23 protein-coding genes and 4 pseudogenes are annotated in these 23,173 nt (G+C 41.6%); 17 read left to right on the top strand and 10 right to left on the bottom strand.

Going from position 1 to position 23,173, the window contains the following annotated elements; translation table 11 throughout:
- Nucleotides 1-155: 155 nt before the first annotated feature.
- The 6 genes and pseudogenes from HF974_12770 (at nt 156) to afpA (ending at nt 2,895) form a co-directional block, all read left to right on the top strand.
- Nucleotides 156-503 (top strand): desulfoferrodoxin, encoded by a 348-nt coding sequence (locus HF974_12770; protein ID MBC2699179.1) that lies wholly within the window; start codon nt 156-158, stop codon nt 501-503.
- Nucleotides 504-521: 18 nt separating this feature from the next.
- Nucleotides 522-1,016 carry a rubrerythrin family protein gene (locus HF974_12775; protein ID MBC2699180.1) on the top strand — a complete coding sequence of 165 codons (495 nt, stop codon included), beginning with the start codon at nt 522-524 and terminating at the stop codon, nt 1,014-1,016.
- Between the two features lie 10 nt (nt 1,017-1,026).
- Entirely contained in the window at nt 1,027-1,458 is a 432-nt protein-coding gene (locus HF974_12780; protein ID MBC2699181.1) for an FprA family A-type flavoprotein, read from the top strand.
- Nucleotides 1,459-1,481: 23 nt separating this feature from the next.
- Nucleotides 1,482-1,913, top strand: a complete 432-nt coding sequence (locus tag HF974_12785) for an FprA family A-type flavoprotein (GenBank protein ID MBC2699182.1) — start codon at nt 1,482-1,484, stop codon at nt 1,911-1,913.
- A gap of 9 nt (nt 1,914-1,922) precedes the next feature.
- A pseudogene (locus HF974_12790) lies at nt 1,923-2,327 on the top strand (hypothetical protein).
- Between the two features lie 4 nt (nt 2,328-2,331).
- Entirely contained in the window at nt 2,332-2,895 is a 564-nt protein-coding gene (afpA, locus tag HF974_12795) for an archaeoflavoprotein AfpA (GenBank protein ID MBC2699183.1), read from the top strand.
- 77 nt (nt 2,896-2,972) lie between these two features.
- On the opposite strand, the gene HF974_12800 is transcribed toward afpA, so the two are convergent.
- The gene (locus HF974_12800) at nt 2,973-3,500 is read right to left on the bottom strand and encodes a catalase (protein MBC2699184.1); all 528 of its coding nucleotides are present in this window, start codon (nt 3,498-3,500) and stop codon (nt 2,973-2,975) included.
- Here HF974_12800 and HF974_12805 point away from each other — a divergent pair.
- Nucleotides 3,428-4,162 (top strand): annotated as a pseudogene (locus HF974_12805) (IS630 family transposase). The gene HF974_12800 and the pseudogene HF974_12805 overlap by 73 nt on opposite strands.
- Nucleotides 4,163-4,444: 282 nt before the next feature.
- Here HF974_12805 and HF974_12810 read toward each other — a convergent pair.
- From HF974_12810 to HF974_12830, 5 genes are all read right to left on the bottom strand, one after another.
- Nucleotides 4,445-5,464, bottom strand: coding sequence for a hypothetical protein (locus HF974_12810; protein MBC2699185.1), 1,020 nt, complete (start codon nt 5,462-5,464; stop codon nt 4,445-4,447).
- A 140-nt stretch (nt 5,465-5,604) separates the two neighbouring features.
- Nucleotides 5,605-6,783, bottom strand: coding sequence for a SufD family Fe-S cluster assembly protein (locus tag HF974_12815; GenBank protein MBC2699186.1), 1,179 nt, complete (start codon nt 6,781-6,783; stop codon nt 5,605-5,607).
- Nucleotides 6,744-7,505, bottom strand: a complete 762-nt coding sequence (locus HF974_12820; protein ID MBC2699187.1) for an ABC transporter ATP-binding protein — start codon at nt 7,503-7,505, stop codon at nt 6,744-6,746. Before HF974_12820 ends, HF974_12815 begins: the two co-directional genes overlap by 40 nt.
- A gap of 6 nt (nt 7,506-7,511) precedes the next feature.
- Complete coding sequence (locus tag HF974_12825; GenBank protein MBC2699188.1) at nt 7,512-8,168, bottom strand: peroxiredoxin; 657 nt, start codon at nt 8,166-8,168, stop codon at nt 7,512-7,514.
- Nucleotides 8,169-8,183: 15 nt separating this feature from the next.
- The gene (locus tag HF974_12830) at nt 8,184-8,345 is read right to left on the bottom strand and encodes a rubredoxin (GenBank protein ID MBC2699189.1); all 162 of its coding nucleotides are present in this window, start codon (nt 8,343-8,345) and stop codon (nt 8,184-8,186) included.
- Nucleotides 8,346-8,458: 113 nt separating this feature from the next.
- Here HF974_12830 and HF974_12835 point away from each other — a divergent pair, with 113 nt between their 5' ends.
- From HF974_12835 to rsgA, 3 genes are all read left to right on the top strand, one after another.
- Complete coding sequence (locus HF974_12835; GenBank protein ID MBC2699190.1) at nt 8,459-8,818, top strand: ferritin; 360 nt, start codon at nt 8,459-8,461, stop codon at nt 8,816-8,818.
- Between the two features lie 72 nt (nt 8,819-8,890).
- Nucleotides 8,891-9,826: a group II intron reverse transcriptase/maturase gene (locus HF974_12840; GenBank protein ID MBC2699191.1), complete on the top strand. Its 936-nt coding sequence runs from the start codon at nt 8,891-8,893 to the stop codon at nt 9,824-9,826.
- Nucleotides 9,827-10,297: 471 nt separating this feature from the next.
- On the top strand, nt 10,298-11,062 hold the full coding sequence (gene rsgA, locus HF974_12845) for a GTPase RsgA (protein MBC2699192.1): 765 nt from the start codon (nt 10,298-10,300) through the stop codon (nt 11,060-11,062).
- A 106-nt stretch (nt 11,063-11,168) separates the two neighbouring features.
- Here rsgA and HF974_12850 read toward each other — a convergent pair whose 3' ends face one another.
- Entirely contained in the window at nt 11,169-11,795 is a 627-nt protein-coding gene (locus HF974_12850) for a hypothetical protein (GenBank protein ID MBC2699193.1), read from the bottom strand.
- Complete coding sequence (locus HF974_12855; GenBank protein ID MBC2699194.1) at nt 11,796-12,755, bottom strand: inositol phosphorylceramide synthase; 960 nt, start codon at nt 12,753-12,755, stop codon at nt 11,796-11,798.
- A 120-nt stretch (nt 12,756-12,875) separates the two neighbouring features.
- On the opposite strand from HF974_12855, the gene HF974_12860 reads away from it, so the two are divergent.
- Nucleotides 12,876-14,147, top strand: coding sequence for an adenylosuccinate synthase (locus HF974_12860; GenBank protein ID MBC2699195.1), 1,272 nt, complete (start codon nt 12,876-12,878; stop codon nt 14,145-14,147).
- Nucleotides 14,148-14,281: 134 nt separating this feature from the next.
- Complete coding sequence (gene amrS / locus HF974_12865) at nt 14,282-15,295, top strand: AmmeMemoRadiSam system radical SAM enzyme (GenBank protein ID MBC2699196.1); 1,014 nt, start codon at nt 14,282-14,284, stop codon at nt 15,293-15,295.
- Between the two features lie 199 nt (nt 15,296-15,494).
- Here the strand turns inward: amrS and HF974_12870 are convergent.
- A pseudogene (locus tag HF974_12870) lies at nt 15,495-15,620 on the bottom strand (transposase).
- Nucleotides 15,621-15,925: 305 nt separating this feature from the next.
- Here HF974_12870 and HF974_12875 point away from each other — a divergent pair.
- From HF974_12875 to HF974_12895, 5 genes and pseudogenes are all read left to right on the top strand, one after another.
- Nucleotides 15,926-16,174 carry a helix-turn-helix domain-containing protein gene (locus HF974_12875; protein MBC2699197.1) on the top strand — a complete coding sequence of 83 codons (249 nt, stop codon included), beginning with the start codon at nt 15,926-15,928 and terminating at the stop codon, nt 16,172-16,174.
- A gap of 84 nt (nt 16,175-16,258) precedes the next feature.
- Nucleotides 16,259-17,569 (top strand): annotated as a pseudogene (locus HF974_12880) (transposase).
- 122 nt (nt 17,570-17,691) lie between these two features.
- Complete coding sequence (locus tag HF974_12885) at nt 17,692-18,978, top strand: ATP-binding protein (GenBank protein MBC2699198.1); 1,287 nt, start codon at nt 17,692-17,694, stop codon at nt 18,976-18,978.
- A 498-nt stretch (nt 18,979-19,476) separates the two neighbouring features.
- A complete protein-coding gene (locus tag HF974_12890) occupies nt 19,477-20,865 on the top strand; it encodes an AAA family ATPase (GenBank protein ID MBC2699199.1) in 1,389 nt (462 codons plus the stop codon).
- 5 nt (nt 20,866-20,870) lie between these two features.
- Nucleotides 20,871-21,431, top strand: coding sequence for a hypothetical protein (locus tag HF974_12895; GenBank protein ID MBC2699200.1), 561 nt, complete (start codon nt 20,871-20,873; stop codon nt 21,429-21,431).
- A 213-nt stretch (nt 21,432-21,644) separates the two neighbouring features.
- Here the strand turns inward: HF974_12895 and HF974_12900 are convergent, their stop codons facing one another.
- On the bottom strand, nt 21,645-23,069 hold the full coding sequence (locus HF974_12900) for an ATP-binding protein (protein ID MBC2699201.1): 1,425 nt from the start codon (nt 23,067-23,069) through the stop codon (nt 21,645-21,647).
- Nucleotides 23,070-23,173 lie beyond the last annotated feature (104 nt).

A 23,173-nucleotide genomic window follows, 5' to 3' on the forward strand; every position in this document is an offset into this window, starting at 1 on the left:
TCGGCAGGGGAATTTATTATAATATGCGGTCTACGCAGGAGAGTATGACGATATTCGGATAATTAATGCCTATCGGTGCTGTAAATAGGATTATGGTAAAACTTATATTCTATGGAATAGTCTATAATGATTAATAATATAAATCTGGTGTAAATATGAAATTTGAAGAAATACTAAAAGACATCGAAGCTGAAGGTAAGGAGAAACACCTCCCTGTTATTGAAGTAGGCAAAGGACGTGGAAAAAGCGATGTAGATGTTGTACGGGTATTTGTAGGTAAGGAAGTGCCGCATCCAAATACAGTAGAGCATCACATCGCATGGATAGAATTATTCGGAGTAAAGCAAGATGGACAGGTAGTTGATCTTGGCAGGGCAGAATTTGCACCTGCATTAACAAATCCGAATGCCAGGTTCCAGGTACCTGTTGAAGAATTCAAGGCATTCTGTGCACTTTCTTATTGCAATGTCCACGGCGTATGGCAAAACTGTGTGGAGTTGTAGTCTGGTCAAGGTGATTAAATGACAACACAAAATAACTTAAAAGAAGCTTTTGCAGGAGAATCCCAGGCGAATAGAAAATACCTTGCTTTTGCAGAAAAAGCTGAGCAGGAAGGATATTCCCAAGTGGCAAAACTGTTCAGGGCAGTTGCAGAAGCCGAGACCGTCCATGCAATGAACCACTTGCGGGTGATGGATGCAATAGGCAGTACTGCCGATAACCTGAAAACTGCGATCGCTGGTGAGGATGATGAGTTCCAGAAGATGTATCCCGACTTTATTAAAGAGGCAGAAGAAGAAAAGGCATCAGATGCAATAATCGTGAGTTTTGATGTAGCTAATAAGGTTGAAGAGATCCATTCCGGTCTCTATAATGAAGCTTTGGATAATCTCGGAAAGAACAAGGAAGTTGAATATTATGTTTGCCAGATATGTGGCAATACAGTAAAGAACAACCCGCCCGATAAGTGTCCTATCTGTAATGCACCAAAAGAAATGTTCAAGAAGATCGACTGAGGTACAGCAAATGTCTAAACTGACAATAATATACGGGACCGGCACCGGTAATACCGGCAGGATGGCAAAGGCTATTGAAGAAGGAGCAAAGGGTGCAGGAGTGGAAGTAACTATTAACAAAATAGATAAAGATACTCTGGTTGATATTGAAAATGCAGATGCTATAGCAATAGGTTCTGCTACATATAAGGGGGCAGCCATGCCCACCGTTATCAATTATGTTAAGGCAATGGCAGACCAACCAATTAAGGGAAAGGTCGGGGTTGCTTTCGGATCATATGGCTGGAGCGGAGAAGCAGCTAATGTTATAAGTAAAATGCTGGAAGGCTATGAGATGGATGTTATTAAGCCCAACCTGAGAATTAAACGCCAGCCTTCCGATGATGGTATTGAAGAATGTAAGAAATTAGGAAATCAAATTGCAGATATGATCAATAAATAAAGTATGAATTAGAGGTGAATAAAATGTCAAAACTTGCAGTAGTATATCTAAGTACAACAGGCAATACTAAGTCAATGGCTGATGCCATAGCAGATGGTGCCAGATCAAGGAATGTGGATGTGGATATAAAGAGTTTCTATGATTGGGAACCCGAAGAGGCCGCGGCTGCCGATGCCATAGCCATTGGATCATCCACATTTCATTATACCATGCTTCCACCTATAGAAAAATTCGTAGATGCGATGGTAGGGGCCGGAGCAAAAGGAAAAGACGGAGCTGCTTTTGGTTCGTATGGATGGAGCGGTGAAGCTCCCATAATGATCGCTGAGAAGATGCGAATTGGTGGCATGAATGTACTAGATCCTGTATTGAGAGTTCAGTATAAGCCAAATGAAAAGGATCTCAAGGAATGTAACCGGCTGGGTAAGGATCTGGCAGAAAAGATCAAAAAGTAAATAATATGAATCATAGTACCGGGCATCTCCGGAAGCCCGGGATGTGCATCCACTGATCATGTAGTACGTGATGCACTTGATCATGCCGCTTAAAAAAACGGTCAGACCAAAACAATGCCTGACCGTTGCCGTGCACCGGTGGCAAGTAATCCGGTTGCACTCAGCAATAAAGTAGGAGCAGCAGTAGCCTTCGGCGAATATCGCTTAGGCGGGTAGAAGCTTGCGGTCAGATCAATTGAGAATTTCTATATGATCAGCGAGATGATACCTGTGGGTAAAGGTTCGTTCAGTGCAAATCTTGCATGTATATTCCGGTCAAAGGATAAAGGTGTCAGCGAGGATGCTGATGGTATCAGGAACATGCACCAGACGATCGATCGTTTAATTGCAGTTGCAGAGATGGTTAGGAGGTAATAAAATGCTAAGGATCGCATGGGGAATCACAGGATGTGGCGACCAGATAGAAGAGACCTTTGCGATCATGAAGGATCTCTCTGGTCGATATGATCTGGATATTAAGGTATATCTCTCAAAGAATGGGGAACTTGTGATGAAATGGTACAAGTTATGGCAGGATCTGAATAAGATGTTTCCAAAACCAAAGGTTGAGGTTGGAGCCAACTCTCCATTCATTGCAGGGGAGATGCAGATGGGTAAGTTCGATCTGTTCCTTCTATGCCCGATGAGTGCAAATACCACAGCAAAGATCGCATATGGAATTGCAGACTCTCTGCTGACAAATGCTGTATCTCAGGCAGCAAAAGCAAGATTACCTATATATTTATATCCTGCTGATCAATATGTGGGAAGTATCTCGACAATACTTCCGGATGGTAAGGAATTGACTTTGTATACGAGGAATGTGGATATTGAGAATGCAAATCGATTAAAGCGGATGCAGGGTGTTACTGTGCTTGAGCAGATCAATGAGATTGAGAATGTTGTAAAGAGGCATGATCTGAAGACAAAAGGAAATAATTGATATTTTTGGTATGCACCGGATAGTCAGGCAGAATATATTCCGGGCTTCTCATGCGTTCGATTATTTCCCATAATCTCTCAGAGTTTCAGACCCTCGGCTACTAATCTGCCAAACTCAGAATCAGCATTGGTCAGGTTATCAACTACCCGCTGCTGGATCGGTCTGTTAATGCTCAATAGATCTGCGGTGAGGTTATCCACCAGATGTTCCTGGTCCATCTTGTTCAAAGACCGATATCTCTCTCCAGCCTGAATGAAATCATTGGTGAGTCTGATCTTCTGTCGCATCACTTCTCCTTCTATGCTGTGCATATATGGCTTGCCTGCCAGAGCTTCCCCTGGGGCATCCGGGTCTAAACTATTTGGCTCATAATTGACATGCCCGCTGAATTCCCCTGTCCACATGGCTCCATCGCGCTGATTGTTATTGACCGGCACTCTGGGTCGGTTGATGGGCAGCTGCAGGTAGTTTGTTACCAGCCGGTAGCGCTGCGTATCAGTGTAGGAGAAGGTCCGCCCCTGGAGTAACTTATCTGCAGAAAACTCAATTCCGGGAACGATTGCGGCGGGACAGAAAGCAGCCTGCTCAACCTCAGCAAATTGCACTGAGAGCACGAATCATTTTACTTGCTGATGAAGGTAAAAACCATCAGCAAATCGCTCTCATACTCAAAATCAGCCGCGATACAGCCCGTCATTGGCGACGGCGTTGGTTAGATCTGGCTGATTATGAAAAGTCAGTTCCGGAACGTTTGTAAGATGCTCCTCGACCTGGGTCGCCGCCTACGTTTACAGCAGAACAAGTGACCCATCTGTTTGCCATTGCCTGTGAAGACCCAAGAGAGTTTGATCGTCCAATTAGCCATTGGACAAGCCGAGAGTTAGCTGATGAACTTGTAAAGCGAAATATCGTAGAGAGCATTTCTCTTCGACATGTTGGACGTTTGCTGGACGAAGCAGACTTAAAACCCCACCAAATCCGTTACTGGTTAACACCGTCAAACGATAAGGATTTTTACGAAAAAGTAAGGGACATCTCAGAACTGTACATCACCGCCCCAGAACGCGCCAGACAAGGTGAACGAACACTGAGTACCGATGAAATGACCGGGGTTCAAGCTCTGGAACGCAAATCCCATGACTTACCACTTGCTCCTGGGAATGTACAGCGTCGTGAATTCGAATATATCAGACATGGGCACGCAAGCGCTCATTGTCAAGTTTCAAACCGTGACAAATTGTCAAGAGTTCCGGTTCCCTCTGCTTGAGATTTCTCCAATAAGCAAGTTCATCTTTGCTGTCTGTGAGTATTGCGACAATATCCGAAACATAATAGTACCATTCATTATCATGCCATGTTCGTCAGATTTTTTATCCTTGAACACAATTAATGAAAGATGTCCCAAAACTAATTTACATTATACAATTCGACTATATTTTATCATAATTGGGCAATCATTGAGTATGATTTAATTTTATTATCCCAAATCAGATAGATTTTATTTGATTTGTACACATGCTTTTTGTTTTGGGACAGCCTGAATGACTCATTATTGTTGAGTTTCATTTTTAATTACAACATTTCTATCATTTAAACATTCTATTTTGTGTAAAATCTCGTATTTAATAGATTCACTTCCGACTTTGTAAATAAGTTTATTATCATGAATGAATACATCATAATTTTCAGGAGAGTCTCCATTAAGCATATCAGTCTTTGGTCTATCCCAATTCTGAAGTTCATCACAAAGTTTTAATAAATAAGGCAATGGTGCTTTATTTTTCTTAATATTTTTAAACGCGTCATCTGACAGATTATGTAAAAAAATTGCAGAACATGCAGAAACAACATCATTTTCAAAATATCTCTGTTCCCATCCACTGTGATTATTATTATTATTATTGCGTTCTGGATTATTACTCTGATACATTAGATCAATCAAATACAGAACAGTTAAGGCACTTATAATGCCATGACAAATTTGATTGGAAAAAATCATGTCAGCATATCTTTTTTGAACATTTATATCTAATCCCCATTTATAAACTCTTTTTTGTATATATTCAAAAGAATTTTTATTGTTGGTTAGTTTTTCGAAATCTTTAGGAACTATATTCAAATTTGGAGTGAAATTTTCAACATCTAATTCACATTTTATTGAGTTCAATTTGTTAAAGTATCTTTCGATAATTTTTTGAGAAATTTCTAATGGATATGCAATATCATGAAATAAGGCAGATATGTTCCACTGGAACATATCCACTTTTTTGTCAAGATATTTATCATTAATAAAAAGCCCAAGTAAAAATGTGTTTACTGAATGAAGAACATGGTCTCTTTTTCCAGTTAAACTCATTGTAGCTACTTCAACTTCATATAATTCAGTAATATGCCTATACAATTGATTCTTACGATGTGGTTCAACAAGTTGTTCGATTAGTTTTTGAGCTTTTTTATATTTACAATCAATATTTGATTCATCAATGAACTCGATGACTTCACGATTCAATCTATTATTGAAATAATTACTATTTTCAATAAATTTTCTAAGTGTGGTGTTGATATTCATGCACTCCCCCCCTCATTGAGAGACTTTTTATTATTTTCAGGACACAATTTAAGTATTTCACAGAATATATATGTGATCATACACATTTTCAGACGAATTTAAAAAGTCTCATAAAATGTAAGTAAAGTGTATTAGTGATCTCATTCCAGCGCCTCAGCGCTCATCCTGATCATCTGACGTACCTGCGCACCAAGAGCTGCCGGTAATCCTTCAATATCCACATTTAAGAATCCGCGTACGATCGCACCCGCAGCTTCCTCTTCTGACAGACCCCGTGCTGTAAGGTATGCAATCTCTTCCTCTGATATGCGCCCGACCGCTGCTTCGTGCGAGAGTTCAGCATCCTTAACGGTCGCTTCAAGTTCAGGCACAGAATAGATCCGTGCATTATCAGAGAGCATCAGGCCGATGCATTCAAGGTGAGCCTTCACATTTGGCGCAGACCCGCTAAGAATACCACGGGCTGTAACATCAGCATGGTCTGTTGCAACCGTGCGTGAAATGATCTCCGCCCTGCTGTTCTCGCCACTTAGCACCATTTTTGAGCCAATGTCGATCTTTGAATCTTTTGATGCATAGATAATACTCTGGGAAGTTGCTCTTGCATTTTTTCCACAATATGTGACCGGATACATCTGCAGATCCTTAACCGGATCCAGGCAAACATAATTGCCGATAAACACACCATTCTCTTCAACAATGATGCCGCTTCTCGGACGTACCTCTACCTCAGGCGCCCAGTTATGGATCATAGTGAATGTGATCTTGGCATTTTTCTTTACATAAAATTCAGAGACACCGAGGTGCAGCGCAGATTGAACCATTTCTGCAACCGAGCAGCCAGTGATGATATGCAGCTCAGACCCCTCTTCGGCAATGACGATGTTGTGCACATTCTGCGATAATCCTTCCTGTCCGATGAACAGGCATGACTGCAATGGATAAGTGGTTTTAACACCAGGAAGTGTTCGCAGGAAGTATCCCTGTGTCTGTTTTTTATCAACCTGCTGCGTATAGACATCCTTATCAGGAGCAACCGCATGCCACCAGTAATCTGAGAGCCACGAATATTTCTCAAGGGCATCAGTAGTGCTCATGATCTCGACACCTTCCTGCATCACCTTTGAGCACAGAACAGAATGATCAACTTGCAGGAATGACCCTGAGCGTTCTTCCCCTTGCGGATCATACCCAACATCTAAAAAGGCTTGTTTATACTTATCTTCAATCTCAGGTAGGTCTTTTGCGTTATGTTTTTCTGCCTTCAGGGTATATTTCCCTATATCCGGTCCATTGTCTTCTGACATTCCCTTACGCATTTCTTGTAACCTCCTTTCATAATATCGCTAATGATCCGGTTCGGGTTTCCGGAACACGCGATCATACCATTGAGCATAACATGCGCCCAGTCAACCTCTATATAGTTAGTGATGGTTGCAAGATGTGTGATGATCAGCCCGGATGCGGTTCGTTTGCTCGGACGGATCCGTCTATGCAGCAGTTCACCGATCATATCTCCGATCAGTTCCATATTTTCAATGTCCACTCCTGAATCAGGTTCATCGAGCATTACAAAATCCGGGTCTTGTGCCATTAACTGCATTATTTCAGACCGTTTGATCTCGCCTCCTGAAAAACCAGCATTCACATCCCTTTCCAGGAATTCATCTGAGAAATGCAGCTTTTTTGCAAGAGATCGGGTTTGCTGGGTTATCTGTTGGGATGTATCACCTTTGCAAAGATTTACCATTTCGCCCAGTTTGATGCCGCGTATTACAGGTGGGTGCTGGAATGCAATGCCCATTCCAAGTTTTACCCGTTCAGCAGTTGAAAGGCCGGTGATGTCATCACCCTTAAATATAATACTGCCGCCTGTCACCTTGTATTTTGGAAAACCAAGTATGCCAAGTAAGAGGGATGTCTTTCCTGATCCATTCGGACCGAGAAGTACGTGGGATTCTCCTTCTTTGATCGTAAGGTTGAGGTCTTTTAGTACAGGTCTTCCATCGACCTCTAAATCTAATGATCTTATTTCGAGCATGTCCACTTATATGTTCTTTTTACAGAAATACCAGTCCTTGCAGTCATAACCCTCGCTTAAGCGTTCCTGGGCTTCTTGTTGTGTTGCAGGTGGCGGTACAATGGCTGCATCCCCCGGTCTCCAGTCTGCCGGCGTTGCGATCCCGTGTGTATCTGCAGCCTGCAAGGCATCAATGAGCCTTAGGATCTCATCCATATTCCGTCCTGTTGATAGCGGATAATAGATCATAGCCCGCAGGATCTGTTCAGGATCGATCACAAAGACACACCGCACTGCAGCAGTAGCGCTCTGTCCCGGATGGATCATACTGTATAGTTTCCCAACATTCATACCGATGTCTGCTATTACAGGAAACGGTATATCGACATCCATCTTCTCCTTAATGTTGCGGACCCATGCGATATGCGAATGAACGCTATCAATGCTTAAACCCAGCAGTTTGACACCACGCTTTTCGAGTTCAGGGTATAACTTTGCAAAACCAATGAACTCAGTGGTACACACAGGTGTGAAGTCTGCCGGATGTGAGAAAAGTATGAGCCACTGTCCATTATAATCAGATAAACTAATGGGTCCATGAGTTGTTATTGCTTTGAAATCCGGTGCTTTATCACCCAATTGAAGCATAGGACGTGCCTGTTCGACTGTAATTTCTCCATCCATTTTTATGTACCTACTTTAAGCTACTGGTTCGAAGAAATCCTTGTCCATGCCGCAGGATGGGCAAACCCAGTCATCTGGTATATCCTCAAATGCTGTTCCTGGAGCAACTCCATTATCCGGATCTCCTTTTTCCGGATCATATATATAATCACATGCTGTGCATTCATACGACTGCATAATATATCCTCCTATATTTCCATTGGATAATAAGTCATATGATGCAGGATATTAAAAAGTCTTGGGGTGATTAATTAAAATGCAAATGAAGTAATACTATCCTAAATTAGAAGATGACGGATGCGCTGAATAATCAGTTGAACAAAGAGATCTATTCAGTATACCTATACATGTCCATGTCTGCTTATAGTTCATATAGCAGGCTTAAGGTTTTTGTCAACTGGTTCATGGTTCAGTATCAGGAGGAGATGACCCATGCAATGAAGATCTATGACTACTTTTACAGTCAAGGCCAACAGATAAAACTTATTGCAATCAACCAACCACCTACTGAATTCGAATCGCCTCTTGATATGTTTGAGAAGACATTAAAACATGAGCAATTTGTCACAAAATCCATCAATGATCTTGTTGATCTTATGGTTTTCGTCCCAATCGGAGCTGCCACGATGCTCTTAAGAAAACGTACATGAAATTCTTCGAATGACATGCTCAAAAAATGAAAGAACCCAAGGGTACTTTCATGCTAAATAGACAATATCATCATGACCGGTCCGGTCAACTTTGTGGTGGATGTGGACATCTCAAAGTTCTTTGACACTGTGTATCACAAGCGACTGGTGGAATGTCTGAAGCAGAGAATCATAGACCCGACTTTATTGCAGCTGATTGTTCGATTCCTAAAGTCTGGCATAATGGAAGAGGGAGTTTACTGTGAGACGGATAAAGGTACGCTACAGGGTGGTGTACTGAGCCCCGTACTCGCCAATGTATACCTCCACTATGCGCTGGACTTGTGGTTTGAGACTGATGTGATTCCACAGCTAACTGGTTATGCCCAGCTAGTTCGATATGCAGATGACTTCGTTGTCTGTTTCGAAAAAGAGGAAGAAGCCAGAGCATTTGGAGTTGCGCTGAGGCAGCGAATGAGCAAGTTCGGACTTACGATATCCGAAGAAAAGAGTAAGATTATCGAGTTCGGACAATGCGCATGCCATAGAGAAAGGAAATATGGCTGGAAATGTGAAACCTTTGATTTTTTAGGTTTTACGCACTTCTGCGATGAAACCCGAAGAGGCAAATTCAAGCTTGGGCGGAAGACGTCACGCAAGAAGTTCACACAGAAGATGAAGGATATGAATATATGGTTGAAGAGTATCCGAAATCTTGTTGAATTGAAAATATGGTGGAAGGTGCTGGGGCTAAATTTGCTTGGACATTACCGGTATTACGGTATGAGCGGTAACATACGGTGGCTACAGAACTTTTACTATCAGACTGTGAGACTTGCTTTCAAATGGATAAACAGGCGTAGTCAGAGGAAAAGCTATAACTGGGCTCAGTTTCTCCGTTTCATCCTATTTAATCCACTCCCGAAGCCGAAGATATCATTCGCTATACAACCTGAAACCGTAAAGGATGTGCTTCTGAAGAGCCGGATGAGGACAATCTTCATGTCCGGTTCTGAGGGGGGGCCATAGTAACCGGGGGCTATTACCCCAACAAAAGAGGTGCGCTATGGGCTCTACTCGACGATTTACAGGATGTTGACGTTGCGGTATATCCTGTATATCTAGTAGATCCTGTCTAATAATTTTTAAATTACCCTTAGATTTGAAGTGGATACATAACTGGGGCTATTTCAGCCCCTATTTAGCATGAAAGTACCCTTGGGTTCTTTCATTTTTTGAGCATGTCATTCGAAGAATTTCATGTACGTTTTTTGCAGAGATTAAGATGAGCTAAATAGGAGGATTTAAGTTATCAACCCACCCAATAAAACCATTGCACCTACACGACCAATCCGACCTCTGCGTCCATCATATTAGTCTTATGAAGTCACAGACCATGTTTTGAAAAACGAGGCATTAAAGCTGGTGCCGTGGTATTCTATCACAAAATTCCCCCACTTACAATACATCCTTATATCCTCATACACCATAGCACCCAGCATGGCAAGTTACAAGAGGATGACAAAGGATGTAATAAAAAAAGCCGATGTCCTTCTTGAGGTCATAGATGCCCGGTTTCCCGATGAGACACGAAACAGCGAGATAGAGCGAGATATAGCGCGTGCAAAGAAGCCGTTCATAATAGTCCTCAACAAATGCGACCTTGTATCAAAAGAAAATCTTGAGAGAACAAAATCCCGCCTGTCAAAAATTGCACCCACGGTCTTTGTGTCCAGTAAGGATCGGTCCGGAACCACGATCCTAAGACACAAGATACTTGAAATCGCAAACATGAGAGGGCACGAAATACTGGTCGGTTCACTTGGCTATCCCAACACAGGCAAATCATCAGTTATCAATGCCGTGACCGGGAGACACAGAGCTCGAACGTCCTCAATATCAGGCTACACAAAAGGAGTGCAACTTGTGAATGCAGGTTCACGTATCAAGTTCATTGATACGCCAGGGGTGATTCCCTTTGGCGAGAACGATGAGCATATACAGGGCCTGCTTGCAGTGAAAGATTCAACACACCTGCAGGACACCATTGGCGTGGCCATGACGATAATAGAGAAAATATGCGCTGAAAACAAAACAGCCCTGGAATCTTTCTACAATGTTGCAATAGAGGAACAGGATTCCTATGAAGTGCTTGAACTCATTGGCAGACAGAGCAACTTCCTGAAGAAAAAAGCTGAGGTGGATGAAACAAGGGCGGCAGTCAAGATAATCAATGACTGGCAAAAAGGGCTGCTTATGGTTTAGAAGCTGTCCAACAATCCCATCAAAACCAAATTTCACAGCAATCCACAAAACTCATTTTTTTACGGCAACATATCTTCTTGGATCGTTTCACGGGTAATGACCATGCTCATTTTCTAAAATGATCTGAAATTATTTTCCTCTCCCCCCTCTGGAGGATCTCACCCATTGTGGATTGGGAGACATCAAAGATTTTTGCAAGTTTTTTGATCGTAATCCTCTTTGGACAATCGTAATATCCTTTTTGAAAAGCTGCATGGATGATCTCTTCCTGTCTTTTAGTAAGCATATTCGGTTTAGTTAAATTAATAGTGCTCTTTAATTCAACCTTGCACCCATTCCCTTCAAGGTTGTCGATCAAGTGGATCAGGGAACCTTCACCACCTGTTATCAGTTTCCATTCCACACTTCCATCCCCAAGACTCAAAGCCGATGTCAGGAAACACTCCGAACCTGTTAATGCCCTGCATGCGGCGCATTTGTCTGAGATGACGGAACCCAGAACACTACCATCACTAAGGGAGGTTATATCGACACTGCATACTTCAGCATGCTCCTCGATTTCTTTTATGATGTCGTCGGTTATCCCAAGAGTGTTATCAATCTCAATAAGGCCGCGACCACCTGAGTCTCCATGCGGCATACATTCTTTGAACTTGATTGGAACAGGATATTTTGCAGTAATATCCTTCACCCAGTTATCTGGCATTGTGATTTTAAGTACTACTTCCCTCATTCAAACCCCTTCATTTAATACAAATGTCAACGGATGATAATCCATTTTCTCCCCACAAGAGGGGCACTCCACACTACCTATGTGGGGAATTACAGATATCTCTTTTGAACAACCTGCGCAATAGATCAGATCCCTTATCCCCAACCGCACCTCCAGCACTACCAATATCCTGTGCACTTTCCTGAAAATAACTTCCCTGTACTTAATAGCAAAATAATAACTAACCAGTGCCAGTACCGCCCCGGCAACCAGGTCAGTGATCCAGTGTATGCCCAGGTACACCGTAGAAAACAGGATCGCAGCAGTGGACAACGCAGCAAACACTTTGTATCGATAAAGATTTGTCCTGTACACCACTACCATTAAAGCCAATACTGACAGTGCTGCATGCAGGCTGGGAAAATCATTATCCAGGAACGGGTCCACCACTCTCACACCCTGGTCGATGATCGGACTTAATTCATACAGCAGAGGTAAAACATTGGGCAGGGCGTATCCTGTAACCGTAACTGGTACGAAGATATAGAACGGGAATGCCGCCAGGTAGATGATGATAAAAGCTATGGTGAACTCTTCAAGTGCTTTGAGGTTGTGGGTGTATATCAATATCACGAATGTGAATATCATCAAAAATGAGAAAATCATCAGGTAGATGAATCCGTTGAGGTATGTTAGCATGGGCGTAGCAAAACCCTGGAAATTACTTACAAGGTCGCCTTCTATCATTAATAGATATCCGGTATAATCAGCATTCACACTGATACCCAGCATATTGACAATGGACGACTGGGACTGTACAAGCATATAAACAAGAGAAGCAGATACAAAAAACGGCCAGAACCCCATCAAGAACCTGCGCCTGGATATATTATACGTCTGTTCTTTAACTTCTCCCGGTATAAGGGTATAAATACCGACCACTGTCATCAATGCAAGAAGGGGCAGCATAATTATTGTCATTAAGTATGTCGAAGTCATTCCACTAACCTGGGTGGAGTATAATAAATCCAGTAAATATAAAGGTTTATGCGAAATTCCAACAAAATCTTATTATTCAATAATCTCATTCTATGTGGTACTATGTTTACGATTATTACAGGCACTCAGTTCGGTGATGAAGGAAAGGGAAAGATTGTTGATCTGATGGCCAGGGAATATGACATTATCGTCCGTTTCCAGGGTGGCGATAATGCAGGCCATACCGTTGTTGTTGACGGCAAGAAGTATAAACTCCATCTTACTCCTTCCGGTGTGTTGTTCGATGTCAGGCTGCTTATCGGTCCAGGTACTGTGATGAACCCACAGACTCTTGCAAGGGAACTTGACACCCTGGCCGATGACGGTACAGTTGTGGATGAAAAAAAGCTTGGAATAGATGCAAAGACAAGCATTATCATGCCGTACCATGTGGAACTGGACGGATTGGGGGAGTCGGCGCGGAGCGTTAAGATAGGTACAACCAAACGCGGCATCGGCTATGCATATATCGACAAAGTGGCCCGGGACGAAGTACAGATGGCAGACCTGGCAGATGAGCAGCAACTGCGCAGACGGCTTGAAGAGCTTACTCCGATAAAGGCTGCCCAGATACAGAGCATGGGCGGCGACCCATCTATAATGGAAGATGAGACCTGGATCAGGACATATGTTGAACTGGGGCGAAGGTTCGCTCCCTTCATTGCCGATGTTTCTCATGAAATAAACACTGCCCTTGACCAAGGCAAGAAGGTACTGGCAGAAGGTGCACAGGGAGCACACCTTGACGTGATACACGGCACCCAGAAATTCGTGACATCTTCATCATGCATCGCAGGTTCGGCCTGTGCAAACCTGGGAGTGGGACCTACCAGGGTGGACGAGGTGTTGGGAATATTGAAAGCCTATATTACCCGTGTGGGCGAAGGACCGCTGCCTACCGAACTTAAAGACAGTACAGGAGATCATATCAGGGAAGCGGGCGGCGAGTTTGGCACCACTACCGGCAGGCCCAGACGCTGCGGCTGGTTCGACCTGCCCCTTGTAAAGAAATCAGTGGCACTGAACGGTTATACACATATAGCACTGACCAAACTGGACGTACTGTCAGACATGCATCCGTTGAAAGTATGTGTGGCATATGAGCTGGATGGCGTAAGACTGGATTACCCGCCAGAATCCACCGCAGACCTTGCCAGGTGTGTGCCGGTTCTTGAAGACCTGCCAGGGTGGGACGGGGACCTCACAGGTATTCGCAGTATGGATGCCCTGCCGGATGGTGCAATTGAATATTTATCCAGACTTGAGTCGCTTGTAGGTGTTCCTTTCAAATATATCTCAGTCGGACCCGGACGGGAACAAACATTCATAAAATAATTGATAATTAATAAACCACAGAGAGCACAGAGGACACAGAGGGTAAAATCAGAAGCAAGCTCTGTGCTCTCTGTGTCCTCTGTGGTTAAAATATAATTGTGTGAGAGTGAATCGGGGATGTGTGAGGGATATATATGATCCATGAAGCATCGTTGTTTGAAAAGCTGGAAAAAAGAAAGGTCAAGTGCCATTTGTGTGCCCATGAGTGCACAATAGCAAATGGTAAAATAGGCATTTGCGGTGTACGGGTAAACAGGAACGGCACACTGTTCACTCTTATTTACAATACTGTATCCAGTGAAGCCGTTGACCCTATTGAGAAAAAACCCCTGTACCATTTTCTCCCCGGTACTTTAAGTTATTCCCAGGGCACTATCGGCTGTAATTTCAGGTGCAGTCACTGCCAGAACTGGACCATTTCCCAGGTTAAACTTGAGCAGGCACATATCAGGGAGATTACGCCTGAAGAGTCTGTGGCCCAGGCATTGGCTTCTGATTGTGCCAGCATCTCCTGGACATATAACGAGCCAACTATTTGGCACGAATTCACTTACGACTCTGCCAGGCTGGCCCATGAAGCAGGGCTGAAAACTGTGTATGTGACCAACGGCTATATCACAGAGGATGCACTGCGGGATATTTCCCCGTACCTCGACGCTTTCAGGGTTGATATCAAGGCATTCGGGGATGAGTTCTATAGGGATACGTGCCGGGCACACTTGCAGCCGGTGCTGGATTCAAGTGTGGTGGCAAGGGAACTGGGCATGCATATCGAGGTGATCAATCTGGTCATACCTGGCAAGAACGATGACCCAAAAGAGACGCGGAATCTCATTGAATGGGTGCATGACAACCTTGGATCTCAGACGCCCGTACATTTCACGAGGTTCTATCCCATGTATAAAATGAAGGATGTCAGCCCTACACCTGTGGCTACACTGGAGAGGGCGTGGCAGATGGCAAAGGATGCGGGGATGGAGTATCCGTATGTGGGTAATGTGGCTGGGCATAAGTATGAGAACACGTACTGTCCCGGGTGCGGGACGCTGCTGATAGACAGGAGCGGTTTTCAGATTGCGAAGAATGTTATTACAGGGGATAAGAAGTGTCCCGATTGCGGGTATGGGATTGCCGTGGTATTGGACTGATCCGGGGGAATATTTGAAGATGCTTGCGTGATTGTTTATGCTGTTCATAATATAGTGCGAATATATGAATAAATATTCATAATATATTGGGAAAAAATTGAATATTATTCACACACTATAATATAGGACAATGGTATATGAAGAAATACTGATAAAGCAGAACAAACACTGGAGATGCGAAAGTTGGCTCTTCGCTAATTCATGTGACTAACTGGAAATTCAATTGTCCCAATCGAAGGTAGATCACAGTAATGAAATTCTGAACATTTCGATAACCACGAGCACTTCTTTTTAATAACTGTATCACGCTATTAGTTCCCTCTAATCAATACCTTCGCCACATTCGTTGTGATACAATATATTTTTTGTTACATAGTCATTCCAACACTACCCAAAATCCAGTGATTTTTTTCCATTTAATAACCAAACTTATTTAATATATGTGTGCATACAGTATTTTATGGGCCGGAATAGGGCATATTATGTCGCCAAAAAAATAAGTTTGGTGATTTAGAAAAAACAATCAAAGGAAAAGAAAAGGAACTTCGAGTACTGAACAGGCTTTACTTCATACGTTTTCTTTATCAAGGATACGTCATAGAAGAAGCAAGTGAAAAGCTTGGGATAACCATGCCGAATGCTTATGAATGGCTCAAACGGTGGAATAAAGCAGGGTATGACGGACTTGTTCCAAACTTCAACGGAGGTCCAAAACCAAAACTTAGCGAAGAGGAAATTGAGATATTAAAGAACCTACTTAAACACAAAGATGACTGGAAATTAAAAGAAGTTCGCAAGCTAATCAAAGAGCAATTTGGTGTTGAACATTCTGAAATGCACGCCGGGAGGATTGTGGTAAAGCTGAAGCAAGTACCATAATATGCTTAATGGATAATCAGTTTTAACGAGATCTATACTAATAAATTATTTGGGAATATAATTTAAATATGTTGTGTTAAGGGGATGCCATGTTTAATAACGACATTGAACCGATTGACAACAATCGTAACCACCATGTTAACCATGGCCGGGCGAGTAACCATGCTTGGAATATCACGTTGGACTGATGATGGTGGCAGTTACCGCACAATTCAACGTTTTTTCAATACCAAGATCAGAGGGAAAAAATTCATTGGTGCTTGATTCGTCAATATTTTTTGGATGACGATGACCCATTTATCTTTGTCGGTGATGAAACGGTTGTAACAAAAGCCGGAAAGATGACGTATGGCCTCAATCGATTTTTTTCATCCATCTATGGAAAAACGGTGCCAGGTTTAGATTTTTTCACATTATAATTGATAAGTACAAAGCAGCGAACCTCTTACCCATTGATAACCTAGCAGATGACTCATTCTGAAGATAAAAAAAACGACAAAAAACGCAATTACTGCAGAAGATCGTAAAAATAAGCAAAATAAAAGCGATTGCCCTACAAAAAGAGAAAGAGGTAGGCCAAAAGGCAGTAAAAATAAAAACAAAGTAGATGTCGAACTATCATCTTATCTATACATCATTCAGAGTATTCTTAAGGGAATGTTGAAGCTAATTGGTTCCACCATTCCTATCACATATATTGCACTTGATGGTGCATTTGGGCACAATAATGCTTTACAAATGGTCAGACAATGCAAATTGCACATTATTTCAAAATTACAATATAATTCTGCACTCTATTTCCCGTATAAAGGCACATATCATGGGTGTGGTGCACGTAGAAAATATGGTGATAAAATTGACTACAGCTGCATCCCATCCAAATATTTGAAAGAAACCATTATTGAAAAGTCAGTTCAAATTGAGATTTATCAAATGGATATGCTGCACAAGCGATTTGCTCAAAAGCTAAATGTGGTTATTATTGTTAAAACCAATCTCAAAACACATGCACGGGGGCATGTGATATTGTTCAGCAGTGATCTAAAGTTGGCCTATGACAAGTTAGTCGATTATTACAAACTACGTTTTCAGATTGAGTTTAACTTCCGAAATGCAAAACAATATTGGGGTCTGGAAGATTTTATGAATGTCAAGGAGGTTCCTGTAACTAACACTGCCAACTTAGCTTTTTTCATGGTGAATGTTTCTCAGGCATTAATTCACAATGTTCACAAGGATGATCCCCACTTTGGCATCCAAGACCTTAAAGTATACTTCAGAGGTGGCAAATATGTCAATGAAACATTAAAATTACTACCACAAAAACCAGACCGAATTTTAATTCAGCAGATATTTAGCCGAATAACGAAAATTGGAAGTATTAATAGTGGTTAGTACTGATTAATGGCGAAGGTATTGTTATATGATGTTAATTATTATGGTATAAGATTATATCGGTCACTTTTGGTTAATAGTGACCGATGAATTTTTAAATCAATAGGATAATAATACACAATATGGAAAAAGAAAAAATAATCGAAATACTGGACGAATGGAATTTCTGGTCAAAGACTCCGGATTGTGGAATTCTACGGGACGGATATCTCCAGCTATTTGAAAACATGAAAGCAACACAACAGGTCGTATTCATAACCGGAGTCCGGCGCTCTGGAAAATCCACCTTGATGAAACAGCACATCAAGAAAATGATCGATAAAGGCGACGACAAAAGGAATTTCCTTCACATTAATTTTGAAGAACCAAAATTCATTGATGAATTGTCAGTCCAGTTTTTAATTGACGCATTTGATGCATACCTGGAGATAGTACAGCCGACTTCAACCCCTGATCTTTTCCTTGATGAGATCCAGAATGTTAAAGGCTGGGAGCGGTTTGTACGTGCACTACATGAAAAGAGGAGTGCAAATATCTTTGTTTCAGGTTCATCTGCCAAGTTACTAAGTAAAGAACTTGGTACTGCACTTACAGGCAGGCATATTGATATCCATGTATATCCGCTGACCTTTAGGGGGTTTCTGGAATTCAACGATCTTAAGCTGGAGACAAAGCTGGATATTGCAACAAATAAATTGAAGATCAGGCAGATGATGCGGAAATATCTCTCATCCGGTGGATTTCCCCTTGTTGTACTGCTTGACGGGAATAATGATATACTGCGTGATTATTTTAACGATATTATTTTACGGGACATAGCTGAGCGGTACAGGGTCCTCAAAGTGGATAAGTTACGAAGTCTTGCAAAATATTATTTGACCAACATCGGAGCTCCGTCATCTTTCAGAAAGATTGCGAATTTTATTGGTATAAGCCTGGACAGTGTAGAGAGGTATTCCTACCACCTCAGTGATGCTTACCTGATCTTTTTCGTGAAAAAATTTTCATATTCACTCAAGGAGCAGGAAATAAATCCGCGCAAGGTCTATGCCATCGACCCCGGACTGCGCAATATTGTGAGCTTCAAGTTCAGTGAAGATGTGGGGAAACTTTATGAAAATACGGTATTTCTGGAACTGTACAGGATGGGGGAAGAGGTTTATTATTATCAGGGCAGGCATGAATGCGACTTTGTGGTAATGAGAGGACAGAACATTACACAGGCATTCCAGGTCTGCTATTCCCTGACTAAGCAAAACAGGGAGCGTGAGATTGCAGGTCTGCTTGAAGCTATGGATGAATTCGAGTTAAGCGAGGGTACGATAATCACGGATGATGTGGAGACTGTTGAGATGTATGGTGATAAGAGCATCAGGTTTGTGCCTTTGTGGAAATGGCTGCTGGGTTAGCTGTTCAAATGGGTAGAAAGACCCATCACCCATGGAAATACTCACCCTGCGCCGCCTTCTGCACAGGCGACCCACACGGTTCAGCCCCAGGCACACCCACAGCATCGGCCCGGCACTGATGGTATAACATAGACTGAAAAGCTAAACATTTTACGATAAATTATTCCAATAGTTTAATACGTCTTAATACAAGTTTATATTCATTATTTATCAATCAATTATTTCATATAAGACTAATACAGTATTAGTTCAAATTTATAAAAGAAAATACTATAATCAATTAATAAGAATGTTTGAAATTAAAAAGATGGAACAAGGCAATAAATAAGATACTCACAGAAGATAGACAAAAACTTATGTTGTATTGTATTTTTAAAAAAATGAGAATGTCTCTGAATATAATGACACCAGTGGGATTGTAGAAGGAAATTCTGCTTAACTTTGTGTTGACATAATTGGGTAAAGTTTGAAAGTATTAAAATAGACAGGAGCTTGAATATGAAACTATCAATTAAAAATCTCGGCCCATTAAAACAAGCTGAATTTGAACTTGGCGAACTGACTATTATTTGTGGACAAAATAATACAGGTAAAACATATGCCACTTATGCCGTTTTCGGTTTTCTTTCTGAATGGAGAAAGGTTTTTTCAATACACGTACCTAAAAATAATATTCAACAGCTTCTTACAGAAGGTGTAACTGAATTAGACATTCAGGAATTTGTAATTGATGCTCAAAATATTCTAAAGAAGGGGTGTAAATCTTATACGGAACGACTTCCAACTATATTTGCATCTTCTCCGCAAAAATTTATCGAATGTGATTTTCGGGCGCATCTTAATACCAATGATATTCAGCCAATTTCAAAATTCGAAAGAACAATTAGCGCAACGAAATCTCAGTTGTTTTCTATATCCAAGAAACAAAATCAGTCCAAAATCACAATTTCTTTACTAGTAGAAAAAGAGAATGTACGTATTCCAAATGAAATCATCAACCATGTGATAAGTGATGCATTGAAAGATATAATTTTTGGTCATCTTTTTCCAAACCCATTTATTGCAAGTGCCGAACGCACAGGGGCTGCAATATTTCGTAAGGAACTTAACTTTGCCAGAAATCGACTATTGGAACAGGTGGGTAGCATGGAAAAGGATGTAAATCCATTTGAATATATCAATAAAGCATACTCTGATTACGCATTACCAGTAAATAAAAACGTTGAATTTACACGACATCTTGAAGAGATAGCAAAAGAGGAGAGTTTTATTTTAAAAGACCATCCAGCGTTGCTTGAAGAGTTTTCCGATATCATTGGCGGCAAATACGCTGTAACGAAAAACGATGAGCTTTATTACACGCCCAGGTCTAATCAAAGTCTGAAACTAACAATGGATGAAAGCTCCAGTTCAGTGCGCTCACTTCTAGATATTGGTTTTTATCTACGTCATGTTGCTCAACCTGGCGACATTCTTATGATTGACGAACCAGAGCTAAATCTCCATCCAGAAAATCAGCGCCGTATAGCAAGGTTGTTTTCTCGTCTGGTCAATATTGGGATCAAAGTATTTCTCACTACCCATAGCGATTATATTATAAAGGAACTGAATACTCTGATTATGCTCAACCAGGACAAACCATATTTGAAGAAAATATCTAAGGACGAAGGATACAGAGAAGAAGAACTGATCTCCGCGGATAAAATACGGGTTTACATTGCAGAAAAATCTCTATTGATGCTGAATAAAAATAAACGGAAAACTCAAGTTCAAACACTAGTTGCTGCCGACATCGACCCAGAACTTGGCATTGAAGCACGCAGTTTTGACACTACAATTGAAGATATGAATCGTATTCAGGAAGCAATTATCTGGGGAGATGAATGATGGTTATGACTGATTTAGATATTTTGAACGATATGATAATGGATTCTGCAAAAGTAGATATTGAACCTAAAAGCGGTTCAGACAAGGCGTCTGTTACTTTAAAAGAACCACAATCCCCTGCTTCCAAAGTTGTAATTTTTGGCTTGCCCCATAATGCCATTGTGATAAGGGTGGATGCATTCAAATCACCAGATACGATTCTAACTGAAACAAGAGGCCAGCGTAAACGTGCTGATTATATCATCGTAGCTAATAAGAATGGAAAAAAGAATATATTACACATTGAGATAAAGACTACTAAAGATAGTGAGAAAAATATCATTAAACAATTGAAAGGTTCAGTCTGTTTCGTTGGTTATTGCAAAGAAATTGCAAAACAATTCTGGTATGAAAACGATTTTTTATCCGAATTCAATCATCGATATGTGAGTATTACCCGCACAGGCAGCATTCCAAAAAGGAAGACTCGAACAGAGAAGAAATGGGAAGATAATGATACTCCCGAACATATGATGAAGTTAAGTTATCCACATAAACCACAATTCAACCGATTGGTAGGAGCATGAATTCCTACAAGCCAAGTGTGAAAACATCCCCATCTACCGAACAGACTGGACAAGATTGTGTTCCTATGTATGCTTCCAATACTAATAAACAAACATTTGACAGTGGCCAATGGCCTGGTAGACAGAAAGACTCATCACCCATGGTAATACTCACCCTGCGCCCGCTTCTGCACAGGCGACCCACAACATAGGCCCGGTATTGCTGGCACAACATTACACATCCACACCCATATAATCGTCAAGAGTAAGCAGTAAAACCCCATCCTTTTTTGCTGTCTTTTTCAGATTTTCAGTAAATCCGGATTTACTTATAAGGCAGAAATACTCCTTTCGACCTGGTAGCCACTTTACATAACCGGCTTTTTCCTTGAGTTTATGGTAAACATCAATGCTGGCCTTCTTGTCCTGCCATTTACATTCACAACACAGGATCTGCAATGTATCGTTGTTCACTGCCACTATGTCAATCTCATAGTCATTCTGCCCCTTAGCTGCCAGCGGGATTTTTCCCCATTGCCTGCCAATCTTATGAAAACTAAATGGCATTTCACCAGTTGAATTAAGATGTGTCAACATCTCTATGCTTATTTGCTCAAATGTTTCGCCAAGAAAGGTGTTGTAATTTTTCCCAACATCATCAATTGCCTGCATATAATCTCCCTGCTCCAATGAGTCCTTATGCAGCAGCACATACCTGAACCAGAAGCGCAGGAAATTGTCCTGGATACGATAGATGGTCTTTTTTGTTGTGGTTTTCTCTGTAACAGGATGCTCTTTTCTTACAAAACCCAGGCGTATAAGGGTTTCCAGATAATATGGCAGGTCCTTTGCCTCCATGAACGACCTGGCAGCAATATCCCCGGGCCTGGTTGCGCCCTTTGATATGGCAAAGAGGATGTTCATAAAAGTGGCAGGCTCCCGCAGTTCTTCGCGCAGCAGGAATTCGCCCTCTGCATAGAGTACGGTGTCCTTTGCGAACAGGTTGTGCTTGAGATTGTCTAGGAATGTGTTATTCGGATCAAAGAACTGCAGGTAAAACGGAACGCCTCCGGTGGCACCGAATATTTTCACCAGTTCATCCTGGGATAATCCAGGGAAGAATTCGTGGATATGCCGAAACAGGATTGGCTGTACTTTTATCTGGCCTGTCCTTCTGCCATACAGCGGACTTGAATATGCGAGTGTGCTTTTCTCAATCATGGACACTGACGAACCGCACAGTATGAGGTGGAATGGTCCGTCTTTTAGGATTTCATCGACTATCAACTGGAAAACTGAGGGGATTGAATCATCCTGCTGGACCAGGTAGGAAAATTCATCGATAATTATTACAAGTTTTTCTTTGCGGGTCCATTTTGTCTTTATGTAATTGAACACTTCGTCAAATGTTTCCAGGCTGGGTTCGAAGTCCTCGAAAAAGTCTGCGGCTTTTTTCCTGAACCTGTAGAGGTTTGACCTGGTGCCCCTTCTGTCTGCCAGAAAGTAGATGTGGGGCTTATCTTGCTGAAAATTGTGTATAAGTTCGGTCTTACCGACCCGGCGGCGGCCGTAGATGACTGTGAATGAGAAGGCTTTGTTTTGGTAATCACGGTTTAAGGATGAGAGTTCTTCTGTGCGGTTGATAAATTTACGGAGCATGTTTATTATGATTTAGTTTCGTATTATTATATAGTTATCGGATGTTAATTCTTATGATGGTAATCCGAATGTTGTTGGTAGGGAGGTTTCGGTATATTCAGATG

The sequence above is a fragment of the ANME-2 cluster archaeon genome (assembly GCA_014237145.1).
Taxonomy (GTDB): Archaea; Halobacteriota; Methanosarcinia; order Methanosarcinales; family Methanocomedenaceae; genus Methanocomedens_A.

What these genes read in the sequence shown, in the direction of transcription:
- HF974_12860 (MBC2699195.1), top strand. Translation starts at nt 12,876, where the DNA reads ATGTTTACGATTATTACAGGCACTCAGTTCGGTGATGAAGGAAAGGGA.
- HF974_12900 (MBC2699201.1), bottom strand. Translation starts at nt 23,069, where the DNA reads ATGCTCCGTAAATTTATCAACCGCACAGAAGAACTCTCATCCTTAAAC.
- HF974_12770 (MBC2699179.1), top strand. Translation starts at nt 156, where the DNA reads ATGAAATTTGAAGAAATACTAAAAGACATCGAAGCTGAAGGTAAGGAG.
- afpA (MBC2699183.1), top strand. Translation starts at nt 2,332, where the DNA reads ATGCTAAGGATCGCATGGGGAATCACAGGATGTGGCGACCAGATAGAA.
- HF974_12890 (MBC2699199.1), top strand. Translation starts at nt 19,477, where the DNA reads ATGAAACTATCAATTAAAAATCTCGGCCCATTAAAACAAGCTGAATTT.
- HF974_12775 (MBC2699180.1), top strand. Translation starts at nt 522, where the DNA reads ATGACAACACAAAATAACTTAAAAGAAGCTTTTGCAGGAGAATCCCAG.
- rsgA (MBC2699192.1), top strand. Translation starts at nt 10,298, where the DNA reads ATGGCAAGTTACAAGAGGATGACAAAGGATGTAATAAAAAAAGCCGAT.
- HF974_12850 (MBC2699193.1), bottom strand. Translation starts at nt 11,795, where the DNA reads ATGAGGGAAGTAGTACTTAAAATCACAATGCCAGATAACTGGGTGAAG.
- HF974_12875 (MBC2699197.1), top strand. Translation starts at nt 15,926, where the DNA reads ATGCCGAATGCTTATGAATGGCTCAAACGGTGGAATAAAGCAGGGTAT.
- HF974_12780 (MBC2699181.1), top strand. Translation starts at nt 1,027, where the DNA reads ATGTCTAAACTGACAATAATATACGGGACCGGCACCGGTAATACCGGC.
- HF974_12830 (MBC2699189.1), bottom strand. Translation starts at nt 8,345, where the DNA reads ATGCAGTCGTATGAATGCACAGCATGTGATTATATATATGATCCGGAA.
- HF974_12815 (MBC2699186.1), bottom strand. Translation starts at nt 6,783, where the DNA reads ATGCGTAAGGGAATGTCAGAAGACAATGGACCGGATATAGGGAAATAT.
- HF974_12785 (MBC2699182.1), top strand. Translation starts at nt 1,482, where the DNA reads ATGTCAAAACTTGCAGTAGTATATCTAAGTACAACAGGCAATACTAAG.
- amrS (MBC2699196.1), top strand. Translation starts at nt 14,282, where the DNA reads ATGATCCATGAAGCATCGTTGTTTGAAAAGCTGGAAAAAAGAAAGGTC.
- HF974_12835 (MBC2699190.1), top strand. Translation starts at nt 8,459, where the DNA reads ATGACGGATGCGCTGAATAATCAGTTGAACAAAGAGATCTATTCAGTA.
- HF974_12825 (MBC2699188.1), bottom strand. Translation starts at nt 8,168, where the DNA reads ATGGATGGAGAAATTACAGTCGAACAGGCACGTCCTATGCTTCAATTG.
- HF974_12855 (MBC2699194.1), bottom strand. Translation starts at nt 12,755, where the DNA reads ATGACAATAATTATGCTGCCCCTTCTTGCATTGATGACAGTGGTCGGT.
- HF974_12810 (MBC2699185.1), bottom strand. Translation starts at nt 5,464, where the DNA reads ATGAATATCAACACCACACTTAGAAAATTTATTGAAAATAGTAATTAT.
- HF974_12885 (MBC2699198.1), top strand. Translation starts at nt 17,692, where the DNA reads ATGGAAAAAGAAAAAATAATCGAAATACTGGACGAATGGAATTTCTGG.
- HF974_12820 (MBC2699187.1), bottom strand. Translation starts at nt 7,505, where the DNA reads ATGCTCGAAATAAGATCATTAGATTTAGAGGTCGATGGAAGACCTGTA.
- HF974_12895 (MBC2699200.1), top strand. Translation starts at nt 20,871, where the DNA reads ATGACTGATTTAGATATTTTGAACGATATGATAATGGATTCTGCAAAA.
- HF974_12840 (MBC2699191.1), top strand. Translation starts at nt 8,891, where the DNA reads ATGACCGGTCCGGTCAACTTTGTGGTGGATGTGGACATCTCAAAGTTC.